The sequence below is a fragment of the Actinacidiphila acidipaludis genome (assembly GCF_019890725.1).
Classification (GTDB): domain Bacteria; phylum Actinomycetota; class Actinomycetes; order Streptomycetales; family Streptomycetaceae; genus Actinacidiphila; species Actinacidiphila acidipaludis.
In genome coordinates, this window is the sequence record NZ_JAINZZ010000001.1 from 140094 (window position 1) to 155678 (window position 15585).

Annotated in this window: 17 protein-coding genes; 5 read left to right on the forward strand and 12 right to left on the reverse strand. The window is 72.5% G+C overall.

Features of this window, described 5'->3' with window-relative positions; genetic code table 11:
- Positions 1–38 precede the first annotated feature (38 nt).
- From K7862_RS00630 to K7862_RS00655, 6 genes are all read right to left on the reverse strand, one after another.
- Positions 39–986 (reverse strand): hypothetical protein, encoded by a 948-nt coding sequence (locus K7862_RS00630; protein ID WP_222959425.1) that lies wholly within the window; start codon positions 984–986, stop codon positions 39–41.
- Positions 987–1258: 272 nt separating this feature from the next.
- Positions 1259–2107 (reverse strand): class II fructose-bisphosphate aldolase, encoded by an 849-nt coding sequence (locus K7862_RS00635; protein WP_222959426.1) that lies wholly within the window; start codon positions 2105–2107, stop codon positions 1259–1261.
- A gap of 112 nt (positions 2108–2219) precedes the next feature.
- Entirely contained in the window at positions 2220–3182 is a 963-nt protein-coding gene (locus K7862_RS00640) for a DMT family transporter (RefSeq protein ID WP_222959427.1), read from the reverse strand.
- The gene (locus tag K7862_RS00645) at positions 3182–4165 is read right to left on the reverse strand and encodes an N-acetylglucosamine kinase (protein ID WP_222959428.1); all 984 of its coding nucleotides are present in this window, start codon (positions 4163–4165) and stop codon (positions 3182–3184) included. Before K7862_RS00645 ends, K7862_RS00640 begins: the two co-directional genes overlap by 1 nt.
- A gap of 50 nt (positions 4166–4215) precedes the next feature.
- Complete coding sequence (locus K7862_RS00650; RefSeq protein WP_222959429.1) at positions 4216–5376, reverse strand: SIS domain-containing protein; 1161 nt, start codon at positions 5374–5376, stop codon at positions 4216–4218.
- Positions 5373–6668 (reverse strand): D-tagatose-bisphosphate aldolase, class II, non-catalytic subunit, encoded by a 1296-nt coding sequence (locus K7862_RS00655; protein WP_222959430.1) that lies wholly within the window; start codon positions 6666–6668, stop codon positions 5373–5375. Before K7862_RS00655 ends, K7862_RS00650 begins: the two co-directional genes overlap by 4 nt.
- Before the next feature lie 122 nt (positions 6669–6790).
- Here K7862_RS00655 and K7862_RS00660 point away from each other — a divergent pair, with 122 nt between their 5' ends.
- The gene (locus K7862_RS00660) at positions 6791–7597 is read left to right on the forward strand and encodes a GntR family transcriptional regulator (RefSeq protein WP_222959431.1); all 807 of its coding nucleotides are present in this window, start codon (positions 6791–6793) and stop codon (positions 7595–7597) included.
- A gap of 43 nt (positions 7598–7640) precedes the next feature.
- Here the strand turns inward: K7862_RS00660 and K7862_RS00665 are convergent, their stop codons facing one another.
- Positions 7641–7790, reverse strand: a complete 150-nt coding sequence (locus K7862_RS00665; protein WP_222959432.1) for a hypothetical protein — start codon at positions 7788–7790, stop codon at positions 7641–7643.
- Positions 7791–7966: 176 nt separating this feature from the next.
- Here K7862_RS00665 and K7862_RS00670 point away from each other — a divergent pair, with 176 nt between their 5' ends.
- Positions 7967–9277, forward strand: a complete 1311-nt coding sequence (locus tag K7862_RS00670) for a nucleotide disphospho-sugar-binding domain-containing protein (protein WP_222959433.1) — start codon at positions 7967–7969, stop codon at positions 9275–9277.
- Positions 9278–9372: 95 nt separating this feature from the next.
- On the opposite strand, the gene K7862_RS00675 is transcribed toward K7862_RS00670, so the two are convergent.
- The 4 genes from K7862_RS00675 to K7862_RS00690 form a co-directional block, all read right to left on the reverse strand.
- Entirely contained in the window at positions 9373–9849 is a 477-nt protein-coding gene (locus tag K7862_RS00675; protein WP_222959434.1) for an NUDIX hydrolase, read from the reverse strand.
- A gap of 81 nt (positions 9850–9930) precedes the next feature.
- Positions 9931–10665 carry a diacylglycerol kinase catalytic domain-containing protein gene (locus K7862_RS00680; RefSeq protein ID WP_222959435.1) on the reverse strand — a complete coding sequence of 245 codons (735 nt, stop codon included), beginning with the start codon at positions 10663–10665 and terminating at the stop codon, positions 9931–9933.
- Positions 10652–11107, reverse strand: a complete 456-nt coding sequence (locus tag K7862_RS00685) for a GNAT family N-acetyltransferase (RefSeq protein WP_222959436.1) — start codon at positions 11105–11107, stop codon at positions 10652–10654. Before K7862_RS00685 ends, K7862_RS00680 begins: the two co-directional genes overlap by 14 nt.
- Entirely contained in the window at positions 11104–12078 is a 975-nt protein-coding gene (locus K7862_RS00690) for a hypothetical protein (protein WP_222959437.1), read from the reverse strand. Before K7862_RS00690 ends, K7862_RS00685 begins: the two co-directional genes overlap by 4 nt.
- A 53-nt stretch (positions 12079–12131) precedes the next feature.
- Here K7862_RS00690 and K7862_RS00695 point away from each other — a divergent pair, with 53 nt between their 5' ends.
- A complete protein-coding gene (locus K7862_RS00695) occupies positions 12132–12512 on the forward strand; it encodes a hypothetical protein (protein ID WP_222959438.1) in 381 nt (126 codons plus the stop codon).
- A gap of 246 nt (positions 12513–12758) precedes the next feature.
- Entirely contained in the window at positions 12759–12902 is a 144-nt protein-coding gene (locus K7862_RS00700) for a hypothetical protein (protein WP_222959439.1), read from the forward strand.
- 76 nt (positions 12903–12978) lie between these two features.
- Here K7862_RS00700 and K7862_RS00705 read toward each other — a convergent pair whose 3' ends face one another.
- The gene (locus tag K7862_RS00705) at positions 12979–13692 is read right to left on the reverse strand and encodes an SDR family NAD(P)-dependent oxidoreductase (RefSeq protein WP_222959440.1); all 714 of its coding nucleotides are present in this window, start codon (positions 13690–13692) and stop codon (positions 12979–12981) included.
- 120 nt (positions 13693–13812) lie between these two features.
- On the opposite strand from K7862_RS00705, the gene K7862_RS00710 reads away from it, so the two are divergent.
- Positions 13813–15537, forward strand: a complete 1725-nt coding sequence (locus tag K7862_RS00710; protein WP_222959441.1) for a hypothetical protein — start codon at positions 13813–13815, stop codon at positions 15535–15537.
- Positions 15538–15585 lie beyond the last annotated feature (48 nt).

Sequence of the window (15585 nt, forward strand, 5' to 3'; positions counted from 1 at the left end):
GCCGCCCGGCGGCGGTGACGGCCTGTCGCCGGTCTGGGTCAGCGGCCGGCGGTGGCGCGGCGGCGGCGCACCGCGACGAAGGCGATGCCGGCGGCGCCGAGGGCCGCGGCCGAGCCGCCCACGGCCAGGAGCGTCTGGTGCCCGCCGTTGTCCGGAGCCTGGTACCCGGCGGCGACGGAGCCCTTGGGCACGACGTTGGTCTGCTGCGTCGCGGCCGGAGCGGCGGTGGTGGGTGTGCCGGTGCCCGAAGTGCCGTCGGTGGTGCTGTAGTCGAAGTGGCAGCCCTGCGGCAGACGCGGGAAGTCGGTGACCGTCGCCTTGTGGCCGCCGCCTTCCATGTTCGTCAGCAGCTGCGGCCGGCTGCTGTCGGGACGCAGGATCTCGGCCGTGAAGTGCCCGGCCGGCAGCTTGGGGTGGTGGCGGTCCAGCGACAGGCCGGGAATCACGCCCTTCTCGCCGGCCGCCTGGAACAGTACGGACGGACCGGTCGGGCTGATGGTCATCAGGGCGGCCGTGCCCGCGCCGATGTTCTGCCGGTGCGTGACCGTGCACCGCGTGTCGGTCACCGGACCCTGGCCGGAGCCGCCCTTGTCCGCGGCCGACGTCACCCGGCCGTCGCCGTACAGCGTCACCGACACGTCGTCGAACACCCGGGTCTGGGAGGACGCGTGCCCGAACCCGGCGGTCAGCGACCCCCGCACCTTCCCGCTCTTGGTGATGTCCGCGGAGTAGTACGGGGTGGCCGTGCCGAACCGGTACACCTTCGCGGTCAGACCGCCCATGAGCGCGTCCGTGTGCACCAGCACTCCGGCCGGTGTCACCTGGCCCTGCCCGGCACCGCCCTTGTCGGAGGCGGACGGCGCCGGCGTGGCGCCCTGGTCGGCGTAGGCCGCGGCGGCCGGCACACCCAGCGCACCCACCAGCGCGACGGAACCCGCCATCACGCGCAGAGCGGCACGGCGGCGGCGCAGAACGGAAGCGGACACGAGAACAGACATGGAGATCCCCCCCTGGGAACAGGGCCGCCCGAGAGCGGCCGGACACATCGCACCAGCCGCAGTCCCGTCCACCCCCTGTGACCGGGAACTCCGAGCGGCTGTGTCTTCAATGTAGGTACCGAGCACGAGCGGAACCGTCCCCTCCTCGTCACCCCTGTGTCACAGCCGCCCGCCCCGGACGCCGCCCAGCCCGGTTCCCCGTTCAGCGCGGCCCGGGACGCTCCCGCGTAGGCAGGAACGGTCGCGGCCCCGCGCGCCGGTCAGCCGCCGACGACCGCGCAGAGCTGTCGTACCGTCTCGGCTACGGCCTCCCGGCCGCGTTCGAGGAAGTGCCGCGGGTCGACGGTGTCCGGCCGGGCAGCCAGGGTGTCGCGTACGGCCTGGGTGAAGGCCGCGCCGAGCGCCGTGCCGATGTTGACCTTGGCGATGCCCGCGGCGACGGCGCGGCGCAGTTCGTCGTCGGGGACGCCGGACGAGCCGTGCAGCACCAGCGGCACGGGGACCGCGTCCCGCAGCCGTCCGATCAGGGCGTGGTCCAGTGCGGCCGAGCGCTCGGTCATCGCGTGGCTGCTGCCGACCGCGACCGCGAGGGCGTCGACTCCCGTGTCGGCCACGAAGCGCGCGGCCTCGTCCGGGTCCGTGCGGACCCCGGGCGCGTGCGCGCTGGCCGGCGCGCCGGGCTTGCCGCCCACGTAGCCGAGTTCCGCCTCCAGCCACACACCGGCGCCGTGCGCCCAGTTCGCGGCGGCGAGGGTCGCCGCGAGGTTGTCGGCGTACGGGAGCCGGCCGGCGTCGAACATCGCCGAGGAGAAGCCGGCGTCGGAAGCGCGGCGCAGGAGTTCGAGGTCCGTGACGTGGTCGAGGTGCAGCGCGATGTCGGCGCCGCTCGACCGGGCCACCTCCGCAGCGGCCCGCGCGAGGGGCTCGACCCGGTCGCCGTGGAACCGCACGGCGTTCTCGCTGATCTGCAGGATCACCGGCACACCGGCGGCCACGGCGCCGTCGGCGATCGCCTCGGCGTACTCCAGCGTGATCACGTTGAACGCCGGCACCGCCCGCCGGGCGGCGGCACCCTGCTCGACGAGTTCCCGCGTGTGGACCAAGGACATGGGTGAGGCCCCTTCGATACTGCGCGTAGGCGTGTTCGGCGTGGTCGCCGTGGTTCATGGGTCCGGCCGGTACGGACGAGGCACGTCCGCACCGGCCGGTGCGTGGGGGGCGTCAGGATTTGGGCACGGCCGGGGCGCCGTGTCCGGCGCCGACCGCGGCGTCCGCCGCGAGGTCGGGACCCGCTGCGGGCTCCTCGCCGCCCTTCTCGTCGCTGTACACCATGAGGGTCGAGCCCACGAGGGCGAGCACGATGCCGATGGTGCCCCAGATGTTGGGCAGGGTCTGGTAGACCGCGAGGGACAGCACGATCGTCAGGACGGGGGCCAGCGCGTTGGTGATCGGGGCGACCACCGAGGCCTTGCCCCGGCTGAGGGCCATCACCAGGAACAGCGCGCCGATCGCGTTGAGCACCTGGGTGACGGCGGTGAGCGCGGGGGCCTGCCAGGGGGCGCCGGACGGCAGACCGCCCATCATGGCGAACGCCACCGGGACCAGCAGGAGCCCGCTGATGGTCATCCACCCGAAGGTCGTGGCGTCGTTGACGCCGACCAGTGCCGCCTTGCGCATGCAGAACGCCTGCGCGCCCCACGCGGCGCAGATGATGATGGCCAGCAGCAGCCAGGGGCCGTGCGAGTTCGAACTGCCGCCGCCTGGGATGCTGAGCAGCACGATCGACACCAGTGCGATGACCACACCGACGACGGCGAGCCGCGCTATGCGCTCACGCAGCAGGACGGTCGCCATGAGCACGGTGATCACCGGGGAGAGCGACACCACCGGGAAGATGAGGTAGGCCGGGCCGTCGGACAGGGCCTGGAAGAGCAGCAGCTGCCCGCCCGCGCCGGTGAGTCCGGCGAGCAGTCCCCACATCGCCGCGACCGGCCGGCGGTCGAACCGGTTGCCCCGCAGCGCGAAGTAGGCCGGTATCAGCATGGTGAAGGCCCAGATGATGTAGATCATCTCGTTGGGGTAGCCGTAGCGGGTGTTCGGCTGGCTGGAGAAGGCTCCCCAGACGCCCCAGAAGACCACCAGCAGGGTCGCGTAGACCATCCAGCTGCGTTTGGCCACGTTCATCACACTTCCTCCTCTGCGCTTTGCGGTACCGATCGCAGAGCGTCGAGCGCGGTGTGATCGAGCGGGGTGCCGGCCAGTTTCGCCGCGTACAGCGCGGCGCCGATGACCGGTTCGTACAGGGGTCGCCGCAGCTCGTAGCCGGTGTGCCGGCTGTGCAGTGCGGCGGTGAACGACGCCAGGACGGTGTCGTTGGTGAAGGTGCCCCCGGAGTAGGAGACCGGGACGGTCTCGTCGGGAGCGAACTCCAGCCGGCGGCGGGTGACGTCGACGACCAGGGCGAGTTCCTGACCGGCGTCGGCCAGGATGGCCGAGGCTGCGTCGTCGCCGAGATCGGCGGCCTCGCCGACCACGCGGCTGAGCGCGGCGATCCGGCCGCGGTCGCCCTTCCACTGGTTGTAGACGATGTCGATCACGTCGAGATCGGACACCGGCTCCAGGTGCCGGCGGAACAGCCCGGCGAGCGGGCCCTCGGGCAGCCGGCCGTCGCTCATCCGGGAGAACGCGCCGAGGCCGCGGATCGCGATCCAGTAGGCCGATCCCTCGTCGCCGAACAGCTCTCCCCACCCGCCGACGCGCACGCCGCGGCCGAGCCGTTCGCCGTACGTCATCGAGCCGGTGCCGCTGATCACGTTGATGCCGTCCGCCGCGCCGAGCGATCCGGCCCAGCCGCAGACCATGTCGTTGTCGCAGGCGTAGCGGTCGTGGCCCAGCACGGCTCGCGGAGCGGCGTCCAGGGCGGGGAGGTCCCCCGCGGCCTCCCCGTAACCGGGGATGGCGAAGAAGGCGTACTCGATCTCGGCCGGCGTCACACCGGCCGCAGCGCAGATGTCGTCCACGCCCTGCTTCAGGACGCGTCCGACGAGGTCGATGCCTTCCGAGAAGTAGTACGAGCTTGGCGCCTTCGCCCGCGCCACCACCCGACCGGTGCGGTCGATCAGGCTGAACGCCGTCTTCGTGCCGCCACCGTCAACACCGAGGAACATGGTGAAACCTCCGTCCGGCGCCCCCGCCACGCCGCTGTGAGCCGACTGTCTCAGTTGTGCAGGGAGTGCAGGATCACGCCCTGCACCACGCGGTTGACCTCACCCGAGGGGAAGGGCTGGTCCGGCCGGATCCCCCGGGAGAGGGAGGCGCGCAGGGCCACGATCTGGGCGTACACCACGGCCGGCAGGGCCAGGGCGACGTCCTCGACGTCCTCGAGGCCGGGCAGCGCCCAGCTGTGGGGGTCCGCCCCGGGCGCCGCGGCGCCGGGGTCCGCGGTGACCGTCACGACGCTGCCGGCGGGCAGGTTGCCCCGCAGTTCCGCGGCGATGTCCAGGTCGTACTGGCGGGTGTAGGGGTCGTTCGACACGTACACGACGACGACGGTCCGTCGGGTGAGGACGGCCTTGGGGCCGTGCCGGAAGCCCAGCGAGGACTCCGAGGAGGCCACGAGCGCTCCGCCGGTGAGTTCGAGCACCTTGAGGGCCGACTCCCCGGCGAGTCCCTTCAGCGCGCCGCTTCCCAGGTAGACGATCCGCTCGGGCGCGCGGGCCACCAGGGCGCCCGCCGTCCGGTCGGCGTCGGCGACGATCGACTCGGCGGCGGCGGCCAGGCGCTCGGCGACCCCGTCGTAGGCGTCGCCGCCGAGGGCGAGGAGCGCGGCGAGCGTCATGCAGGTGAAGCTCGACGTCATCGCGAAGCCCTGGTCGTTCGACGCGGCGGGCATCAGCAGCACACGGGACGCGGGCCGGTCGGCGTGCCGCACCGCCAGGCTGCCCTGCGCGTTGCAGGTGATCACCAGGTGGTGGACCTCGGAGAGGACCTGCTCGGCCAGATCGGTGGCGGCCACGCTCTCGGGGCTGTCGCCCGACCGCGCGAAGGACACCAGAAGGGTGGGCACGTCCTCGGTGAGGCAGCCGCGGGGGTCGGCGACGAGGTCGGTGGTCGCCACGGCGTCGACGCGCACCCCCAGCCGGCGCGACAGCGCTGCCTGGAGCACCTGCCCGGCGAACGCGGAGGTGCCGGCGCCGGTGAGCACCACGCGCAGGTCGGGGCGGGCCAGCAACGGCTGCAGGAAGGAGTCCAGCGTCGCGCGGGAGGCCGTGACGATGCGGTCCACCTCCCGCCACAGAGCCGGCTGCTGGGCGATCTCTCGGACGGTGTGGAGTGCCCCGTCGTCGACGGCCGGGCCGTCGGAGAGGGAGGTCGTCACTCGGACTCCTTGTGGTTCGGGTCGCAGGCGCGGCTGTAGTCGCGCAGGACGTCGCGGACACGGTCCATGGCGAGGTCGCGCGGCCGGGCCGCGAGCTCTCCCCGGCGGACCCGGGCGTACTGGAGGGGAAGATGGGCGCTGAGCAGCGGCAGCGGGATGTCCACGGCCGCGAGGTTGTCGAACAGCCGGGCCTGGGCGTCGGCGATCTCGGGGTCGGGCCAGTAGTAGCGGAGCCGGTCGCTGTAGCTGTAGCGGCGGGCCAGTCGCTGCTCGGCCGGGCTGCCCGGGTAGTAGCTCTCCCACTGGCCGGGCTCGGCGAGCATCCGCCGCTCCACGACCTCGGGCAGTCCGGAGCGTTCGGCGGCCGGGACCAGCTCGTCCTCGATCGCGGCCAGGGCGAAGAGGGCCTCGCGCAGTGCGAAGGTGAGCCCGGGACCGACCTTGAGGACCGCCCAGTGGTCGTCGACCAGCGCGGTGAGGGCCTCGACGGTCTGGTAGTCGGTCGAGTGCGCCTCGAAGATCATGGCGGGTTCCTCGTCGAGGACCTCGCGCAGTGCGACGGTCTGCTCGGGCCGGTAGTCGACGACCTGCAGGTGGTCGAACTCCACGGCCGGCTGGACGACCAGGGCCATGACGCGCGGCCAGACACCCTCGATGCCGTGCTCGGCGAACGCCTTGCGGTGCTGTTCCAGGGTGGTGCGGGCCGCCTCGGCGCCGGTGGGGGCGAGCGCGTGCAGTTCCTCGTGGGCGCCGCCGGGCGTGGGGACCTCGGTCCCGATCACGTAGCGGATGCGCTCGGCGGCCTCCGGGCCCACGGCGTCCTCGGCGGCCCGGATCAGCCGCGCGGCGCGGTCGGCGACCAGGTCGTCGGTCAGCGGCCGGGGATCGCCGGCGCAGGGGAAGCTGCAGTCCAGGTGGATCTTGGTGAACCCGGCGGCGGCGTAGGCGGCCACGAGAGCGCAGGCCTTCTCCATCGCCTCGTCCGGCGGCTGGCTCTGCCACCGGTTCGGTCCGAGGTGGTCGCCGCCGAGAATGACGCGGTCCAGTTGCAGACCATTGTCGACCGCTATGCCGTGCACCAGATCGCGGAAGTCCGCGGGCCGCATGCCGGTGTAGCCGCCGTACTGGTCGACCTGATTGGAGGTGGCCTCCACCAGCAGGTGATCACCCGTATCGCGTGCCTGATGGACAGCCGCCTCGATGACCAGCGGATGAGCCGAGCACACCGAGGTGATGCCCTGGGATCGTCCGGCCTTCTGTTGTTGGACGACGTCGTCCAGCCAGCTCCCCATTACGAGCTCCTTGCGTACCTTTGCCATACTTCAGCCCTGTTCAGGCCCAAAGTCCAAGCTTGAACGAACCGTACTGGGCCAGGGGGTGGCCGTCAATGGTCGTCTTCTGGTATTACTCTGGTATGACTTCCTCGGTGGATCCCGTCCCGTCCCTCCCGCGGGGACTGCTGGCCGACGACGCGCTGCCCCTGTACGCCCAGGTCGCCGGGCGTCTGTGGGCGGATCTCTCCTCCCACGGCGCCCGGGTCGGCGACCGCCTGCCGTCCGAGCGCACCCTGGCGACGCGGTACGGCGTGTCGCGCGTCACGCTGCGCGCGGCCCTCACGGAACTGTCGGACCGGGGCATGGTCGAGTCCGCGGCCGCCCGCGGCTGGTTCGTCACCCGGCACGCCGCGGCGACGAAGCCCGGCGACGCCGGGACGCCGGAGCCCCCCGGAGCGCGCAGCCACGCGGTCGAGGGCTTCGCCGACTACGCGGCCAAGCACGGCCTGACCACCCGCAGCCGGGTCCTGCACTCCGCGGTGCGGCCGGCGACCGTCAGCGAGGCGGAGAAGCTGCGGATCGGCCCCGGTGCCGCCCTGTTCGAGATGCGGCGGCTGCGCTACATCGACGAGCAGGTCGTCGTGGTCGAACACAACCGCCTGCCGCTCGCGCTGTGCCCCGCGCTGGCCGACACGGACTTCACCACCGCCTCGCTCTTCGCGACGCTGCGCAAGGCCGATCCGCCGCAACTGCCGCGCGTCGCCGAGTACTCCGTCGAGGCCCGGCTGCCGGACGCCACCGAACGCGAACTCCTGGAGATCAACGACGCCACGCCCGTCCTGCTGGCGTTGCAGCTCGCCTACAACCAGGACGGCCGGCCCCTCGAACTCACCCTGGCCATCTACCGGGGCGACCGCTACCGCTTCCAGGGTTCCATCACCTCGTAGCGGCTTCAGGGCGAAGCGGCCGGGCGGAGGAACGCGGTGCGCCTCACCTGTCCTTGCACGCCTCGGCTCTGAACTCGGCTACGGGGACGGTGACTTCGGATTCACGGCCGCTGTCCGAGAAGCGGTCGTAGCGGACCTCGCCGGGGGTGAGCCGGACCCGGTCGGCGAGGAGTCGTTCACCCAGGTGAGGCACAATGGCGACGCTCGGACCAGGGTGTGTCACGCCCCGGAACGGCACTCCCCCGAACAGGACGGCCTGCCACCGGCAGCGACGGACCGGGACAGTGGAACCGCACTGTGCCCGTCCTCGCCGGGCCGGGCACCCGCGCCCCGGGCACACGCCGATCCACCCCGCACGAAAAGGGAATCATGGCCAAGGTCATCGTCACCTCGCTCCCCACGCAGGGACACTTCGCGCCCCTGTCGGCGATCGCGGCCGACCTGACCAGACGCGGCCACGAGGTGGTCTTCTACACCGGCAGGCTGTTCGAGGAACGGGCCAGGGCGACCGGGGCGCGGTTCGAGCCGTTCCCCGCGGAGATCGACTACCAGGAGCGGGAGCCGGGCTCCCCGCCGCCGGAGCACGAGAAGCTCCCGCCGGCCGAGCAGATGGCCTACGTTCTCAAGTACTTCTTCCTCGACTCCGCGCCCCACCACGACCGGCGGCTGCGGGAAATCCTCGCCGAGTTCCCCGCGACCACGGTGATCGGCGAACTGTCCAACCTGGGGACCCTTCCCATGGCGCTGCGCGCGCCCCGCGGCGAACGCCCCACCCTGGTCCAGATCGGCATCGCCCCGCCCACCTTCGAGAGCGCGGACACAGCACCCTTCGGGCCCGGCCTGCCGCCGCCGGCCACGTCCGAGGAGCGGGAACGCTACGCCGAGATGCGCACGCGGGCCCGGTCCGCGCTCGCCGACGTGCAGCAGCACGCGGAAGCGGTGTTCGCGTCCATGGGCGTCACGCTGCCGGACTTCCTGTTCAACGCCTGGTGCACGGTTCCCGATCACCTGCTGCAGCTGAGCGTCCCGGCCTTCGAGTATCCGCGCAGCGACGCGCCCGAGGGGTTCCGTCTCATCGGCGCCATCCCTCCCGGCCCCGGTGGGGACTTCCCGCTGCCGGACTGGTGGGCGGACCTGTCGTCCGGCCGGCCCGTCGTCGTGGTCACCCAGGGCACGGTGGCCAACGAGGACCTGTCCCAGCTCGTCGTCCCCACCGTGCGGGCGCTGGCGGAATCGGACGTCGTCGTCGTCGCCGCGACCGCCCGCCCCGACGGCCCGGACCTGGTCCGTGAAGCCCTGGACGGCCACGTGCCCGGCAACGCGCGTCTCGCCGGTTTCGTCCCCTTCGACCGCCTCCTGCCGCTGGCGGACGTCCTGGTCACCAATGCGGGTTACGGCGGGGTGCAGACGGCCCTGCGCCAGGGCGTCCCGCTCGTGGTCGCCGGGGAGAGCGAGGACAAACCCGAGGTCGCGGCGCGCGTCGCCTGGTCCGGGACCGGGATCGACCTGCGCACCGGACGGCCCGAGGAGGACGCGTTGCGCGCCGCCGTCGGCCGGGTGATGTCGGACGCGTCGTTCCGCGAACGCGCCCAGGCCGTCCGCGCGGAGATGGCGGAGTACGACCCCTTCGGGGTCGTCGCAGAGATCGTCGAGCAGGGCGGGCAGGAGCTGCCGAACTGACCCGCGTGGGCCGGGCGTTGCCTGAGGGGCAGCGCCCTCCCCCCCGCACGTCGGTCACGGCCGGCGCGGCCGTGGTCGTAGGGGCTGTGCCCGCCTCACGCACCGTCCCGATCGCGCCACGGGCCGTCCGGCACCAGGGCGCCGAGCACGGTCGCCAACCGCGGCGGCTCGACCGGGTCGGGCAGCGCACCCAGCTCCGGCCACGCGAACCACCGGTGCGTGTCCAGGTTGACCTGCTCGTCCGGGAGCAGACCGGTGCGCACGAGCGACGGTTGCTCATCGGCGAAGTGCGCGACGAAGAAGCGCTCGGTCCCGACGTACCGCCTGCCGTTCCAGCGCACGTCCCGCTGGACCGGCACGGACCGGTCCAGCACCGCGGCCGGGTCGAGCCCGGTCTCCTCGGCCAACTCGCGTCGTGCCGCGGCCAGCGGCGTCTCGCCGGGCTCGATGCCGCCGCCGGGCGGTTCCCAGAGCCATGAGCCGTCGAACGGGTCACGCCAGTGCAGGAGCAGCACGCGATGCGCGACGTCCAGGCAGATGACCCGGGCTGCGGGCCGTTGAGTCGTCTCCACGGCCTCACCGTAGGAGGCACGCGAGAAGCCGATCAAGACGTCAGCCACACCGGCCGGCGGGAGCGGTGTTCCCGTCCCGCGTCACCGGCTCGCGGGACCGTCGCGAGGCGGGACGGACGCTCGCAGGGCCTGCTTGGAGGTGCCCAGGCGGCCCACCTCTGCCATGTCGTGTCCGACGGGGCCGCCGACCGCACACCGCCAGCGCGCCATGCGGGCCGTCACCGCCGGGCGCGCGCCCAGGCGATGTTCGACGCAGACAGGCCAGACCACCCGGAAGCGGGCCGCGACTTCGTCCTGCACCTCGGCCGCGACCTCGGCCGCCGCCCGCACCGGGTCGTCTCCCGTCGCGGGCGCCAGGCCGTTTCCCATGTTCAGCAGCGTGCCGTCCCCGAGGGCGAGCAGGGCTCGGGGGCCGACGTCGTCCGTCCGCACGAGGTGCAGACCGTCGATGCCCGCGATCGCGCTGCCCGCGAAGTCCGCCGCGACCTTCCGCACCGCCTGCTCCAGGACGGCCAAGCGCTCGGGGGCGAGCGCGAAGCCCGGGTCGAATCCGCTGACCCGGAGGAGTGCCGCCGCCAGCTCCGCCATTTCCGGCTCGGGGATGTCCGCCGGCCGGCGCGTCACGAGGTCGCGGACGACGTCGGCGTGATGGCCCCAGTCGAGCAACAGGCACGCGAGATGGACGGCCTCATCGTCCACGCGCTCGCCGGCGCGCAGACCGCGGTACACCTGGGCGCCCCAGTATTCGGCCGCGCGCAGCGCCTCCTCCGCCGTCGCAGGCCGGCCTGCGACGACGTGCCTGTCAGCGGGGCTCATAACTGATGCTTCCCAACGGCCAGTCGGTGGACAGCCAGCTCGAGACGGCCGCGTACAGAGGGGCGTCCCATTCGGCTCTGTCGGCCCGGACCCAGGAGCGGACGTCGGTGAGGTGCGCGTCGTCGCGCGCGGGATAGATGTAGACGCAGCCGATCACGTCGCCGCTGCCGGTCTCGATGACGGTGTAGGTGAATCCGCGGCGCTCGACGAAGTCGTCCGCGTGACGCCGCAGATCGGCGAGGTTCGCCTCCAGGGACATCCCGTCCACGGGAGGCCAGCTGCCCTGGAAACCCGGAGTCGCACGGATGTGCTCGATGCTGCCGGTCCAGGCGGCGTGGTCGGCCGCGTTGTGCTGGGGGCCCAGGGGCTCCAGGCGGAACCGCGGGGTGATCAGCTCGGTGGGGACGACGAAGTCTTCGGGGACGAGGGCACGTTCGGTCATGGACCGAGCCTACGAGGCCGGGGGCGCGGTGTGTCCGTCCAGCGGATCGGGTGACCGGACGGGCCGGCGGTCAGCCAGGATCCGTCTCCGAGGGGCTGGATGTCGTAGGGATCGCCCGCGTGAGCGTCGAACTCACCCTGTACCTGGCCGGAGGTGACCTCGACGCGGTAGTGGCGGAACCACTCCTGCTCGTCCTCGGTCTCACCGGCGAGGGTCACGACGACGGTGTCCTGGTCCAGGTAGCCACCGCTCCATTCCACACAGATCTCGTCCGGGTCGTGTCCGAAGGCATCGACGGAGAGGGCGAACGTCACCTCGCCGTCCGGGTAGGTGTGGAGGGCGACGTCGGCCTGATCGTGGGCGACCGTCATGAACTGGCGTCCGTCGGGTGCGAGGTCCATGAGGCACCGGTCGCTCCACGGGTAGCGGATGAGATCCATCCGGCCCTCGGCCACCGACGCCCGGTAGATCACCGAGCCGTCCTGTCCCTCTCCCACATCGAGGAACACCTGATCGCCCGCCTGGTGCAGCAGATGCTGACCGCCATGGCCCACGGTGTCCAGATCCGCCTGCGCGATGACCGCTCCGGTCCGGGCTTCCAGGGCAACCCACTGGTCGGGGCGGTTGCGGCCGGCCATGGCATCAGGCCGGTAGACCCAGACGACGTGTCCGTCCAACGACAGCACGCAGCTGGGCCGGTGCCCGAAAAGCTGGTCTGACCGCGGCCTGAACTCCGACCGCCAGACTTCGGTGCCGTCTGCTGTCACGCAGACCACCGCGTTCAGGGTCGTGTAATAGGCGCGCTGGAGGTCTGCGGTAACGGCGTGGCCGACGACGTCATCCCCGACGGACGGCCGACAGATCAGGACGGGTGACAGCACGCCCCCGGCATCGGCAGTCAGGTCGTAGGCACAGATGCTTCCGTCGACGAGCCGCGTGACGACCTGTGGGGAACGAGTGGACTGAGCCATGGCGAGAGGTTAGCGTCCAGGGGATCTCCAGAATCGCCCGGAAGGTGAACGCCGTGGCCACGCAGGAGGAGCTCCCGCCGAACGGCCCGCGCCGGCCCATCGCAGCGGCCGGCACACGGGAGCACCCGTACGCCCACCTCCTCCCGATCGTGGAGGCCGAACTCGCCTGCGGCAACCGGGTGCTGTCCGCCTGGGGCCGCTCGGACAAACTCCTGGACGACCGGTCCCTGACCCTCGCGCAGCCGTTCCACGTCGAGGACCTGCGCCGCGCCTTCCGTTTCCCGGCGAACATCCACCTGTACGCGATCCTGCCGCGCCCGGGCCACCCCCTCGACAAGCCCCGCATGCTCATGACGGACGTCGACCGCTACGTCACCATCCACGCACCGCTCCCCGCGGACTGGCCGCACGGCGATGGACGGATCGCGCTCTGAGGCAGGGCGGGACGACCTCCCGCGGCGGGGCTCCGCCGGAAAAATCAGGGATGACTGTCAGTACGACGGCCAGACCTGGCCATGCGACGACCTTCTCGACCTCGCTGCGCCCTACGCCGAAGATCGTGACTATCCCCGACGAGCCTGAGACTCGCGTCGGTTGAGGGACGCCCCTCAGACCGTGGCGTGATCGTGCGGCACCGCTCCCCCTGTCGCAGAGCGGTCGGTGGTGCTTCGCTGGCGGCTATGAGCGCGACCGACCTCGTCATCCGGTTGCACGCGGCCGCCTCGAAGACTGAGCCGGACTACCTGCTGACGGACAGCGAAGGGCTGCCGTACGACCCGCTGTTCGGCGAGTACGTGGCGCCTCGCCTCGGTGGCCGGCGCTGAGTCGACCGCGCGGTGACGACGCGAAAGCCTCCGGGGCGTCCCCCTGCAAACGACATCCCGCCCCCGGAGGGACGGCTCAGAGCTGGTCGCCCCGGAGCATGTGGACCACCTCGCCCGCGCGGCCGGATTCCAGGAGGCGGCGGACCGTGGACGCGATCTGTTCCGGTGGGACGAGGGGGCCGGCCTCGGCCCGGTCGTGCGGGGAGAGGGCGGCCCATTGCCGTCGTCCGCGGTCGAGGCCGATCCACCCGGGCACGACGGCCATCACGCGGACGTCGCGGCGTCCCGCGAGGCTGGTGGTGAAGCGTCGCAGGCCCGCTTTCGCGGCGCCGTACTCCGGTGAGCCGTAGGCCGTGTCGCCGAGGCCGCCGCTGGACCCGATGTTCACCACCGCACCGGACACCGCCGCGAGCGTCGGCCACAGCAGCTGGGTGAGCAGCATCGGAGCCGTGAGGTTCAGCGTCAGGGCCGCCAGCCACCGGTCGGGGCCGGCCTCGGGGTACTGCTCGCCCGGCAGCCAGCCGCCGGCGTTGTTCACGAGGGCGGCGACGTCCCCGCGGGCCAGGAGCACCTCCGCGGCTGCGCGGACGCCTTCGACGGTCGACAGGTCGGCGCCGGCACCCTCGACGCGGCCCGCGCCGAGGCTGGTGACGGCGGCGTCCAATGCCGCTTCGTCCCGGTCGAGGAGGACGACGGTCCTTCCGCGGCCGACCAGTTCCTCAGCGATGGCGTACCCGAGTCCCGCGGCGCCTCCCGTGACGGCGACGGTCGTTCCTGTCCTCTGCGTCATGTTCCTCCTGCCGAATACCCGGCGGCCCTCAGCGCCGAGGGAGGCGGTGCCGCGCTGACCAGGCCGTACCCGCACGACCCCGAGCAGAACTCTCCCGCGAAACGGCTTCATAATGCGCACATGTCGAACAGCGCGTCTTCGTCCGTCGAGGTACCGGCCCGTCCGTGGCGGCAGGTCGACGCCCAGCGGTGGGTGGACGCGCGGCCACCGCGCTGGCTGCGGCCCGGCCTGCCGGCGCTGCTGCTGGTGGCGGCCGCGATCGCCGCGGTGGCGCAGACACCCGATCCCGTGTGCTCGGTACAGGCGCCGTGCGGGGAGCAGTGGTTCGACGCGGTCGGCACCATGCTGATCCTGCCGTATCTGGTGTCGTTGTTCATGCTGCCCGAAGTGGCGGTGGTGACCGCGCCGTTGCTGATCGTGTACTCGGCCCAGCCCCAGGAGTGGGTGGGCGGCGCCGGAGAGAACATCTCGGTCGGCGGGATCATCGCGGCGCTGGGCTGGGGCTGGGGCGTGGGTGCGGCTCGGCTGCGGGCGCGCCGTCGTCAACGGGTGCTCGTCCGGGAGGCGGCCGGCGGCCTGACGGCCTTCGCACCGATGCCCGCGGACGCGAGTCCCCGGCAGCACGGCCTGATCCGCCTGGTCGCGGCCGTGTTGATGGGCGCGTCGGCCGCGGGACTGATCACGAGCGTGGTCGCGGACGACCGGGCGATCGACCGGGCGGTCCGCGCGTCCACCGTGCGGGACGTCCCGGTGGTGGGATACAGCGCGGACGACTCCACCCTGACCGTGCGTCTGCCCGACGGCCGACGCCACACGTTCGACGTCAACGGCACCTATCGGGACGTCAGCACCGTGCGGGTTCTGCTGCAGGGCCGGTCGGTGCGGCTGGCCGCCGAGCCGTACGGCGATCATTTCGTACGCCAGGCGCTGGGACTCGGACTGGCCGGTCTGGGCGTGATCGCGGGGATGTCCGCCCTGCTGGCGCGGCGCCGCGCCGTCGCTCTGGCCGGTGCGGCGGTTCCGGTCATGCGTGTCCGGGCCCGCCAGAACGGCGGCATGACGGAGCTGTTCGCCTTCGACGACACCGCCGGTCTGCGGCCGGTCCTGCGTTTCGTCGGTCATGGGAAGGTGCATGGCCCGCTCGGCACGGCCACGGCCTACGGCGCCCTCAGCGAGGGCGGCACCGTGGTCCTGGACCGTCCGGCCGGTCCGGACGGCGTGCGGCTCACCGAGGTCGCACTGTCCCCGATAGCCCCCGAACGGCCGGCAGGCCCCGCGGGCCGGCGTGACCGGGGCGGCTCACGCCCCCCGCGCCGTCCGGCACGGCGCGAAGCGGAGCACGACCGCGCGATGGAAGCGCTCACCCAAGAGGCGATGAGCCGTATGACCCCGGCCGCCGCACCCGTGCGCTGGAAGGCCGGTCCGGTGGCCCGTTGGGCCGGCGTCGCATTGGTCCTCATTGCCGTCGCGGTCTCCGTGGGTGCCGTCGACGCGCATGCCCGGGTGCCGCTGGCGTTCTTCTGGGTGATCGTCCTGATGCTGCTGAACGGCCTCCATCGTCTGGGGACCTGGGAGATCACGGCCGACGCCGAAGGCCTGCGTCTCGGGGTTCTCTGGTCGTCGAAGGAGCTCGTCCCCTGGAACCTCGTCGGCACCGCCCGCTACAGCGCGTTCGGCGAACTGATCATCGAGCGGGGCGACATGGCGACGGAGATCCGTCTCGGCGTCGTGGGGTCGCCGTCCATGGAACGGCGCCTTCGCCGCCCCGGCCGAGCCGCCCAGGCCGCCGCGGAGATCACCGCCATGATCCGCGACCCGCGGCTGCGGCCCGCGGCGCCGCTGTAGGCCGCCCGGAGCCGTACCCGGAGCCGGGCTCGAAGGAGCACGTCTGGC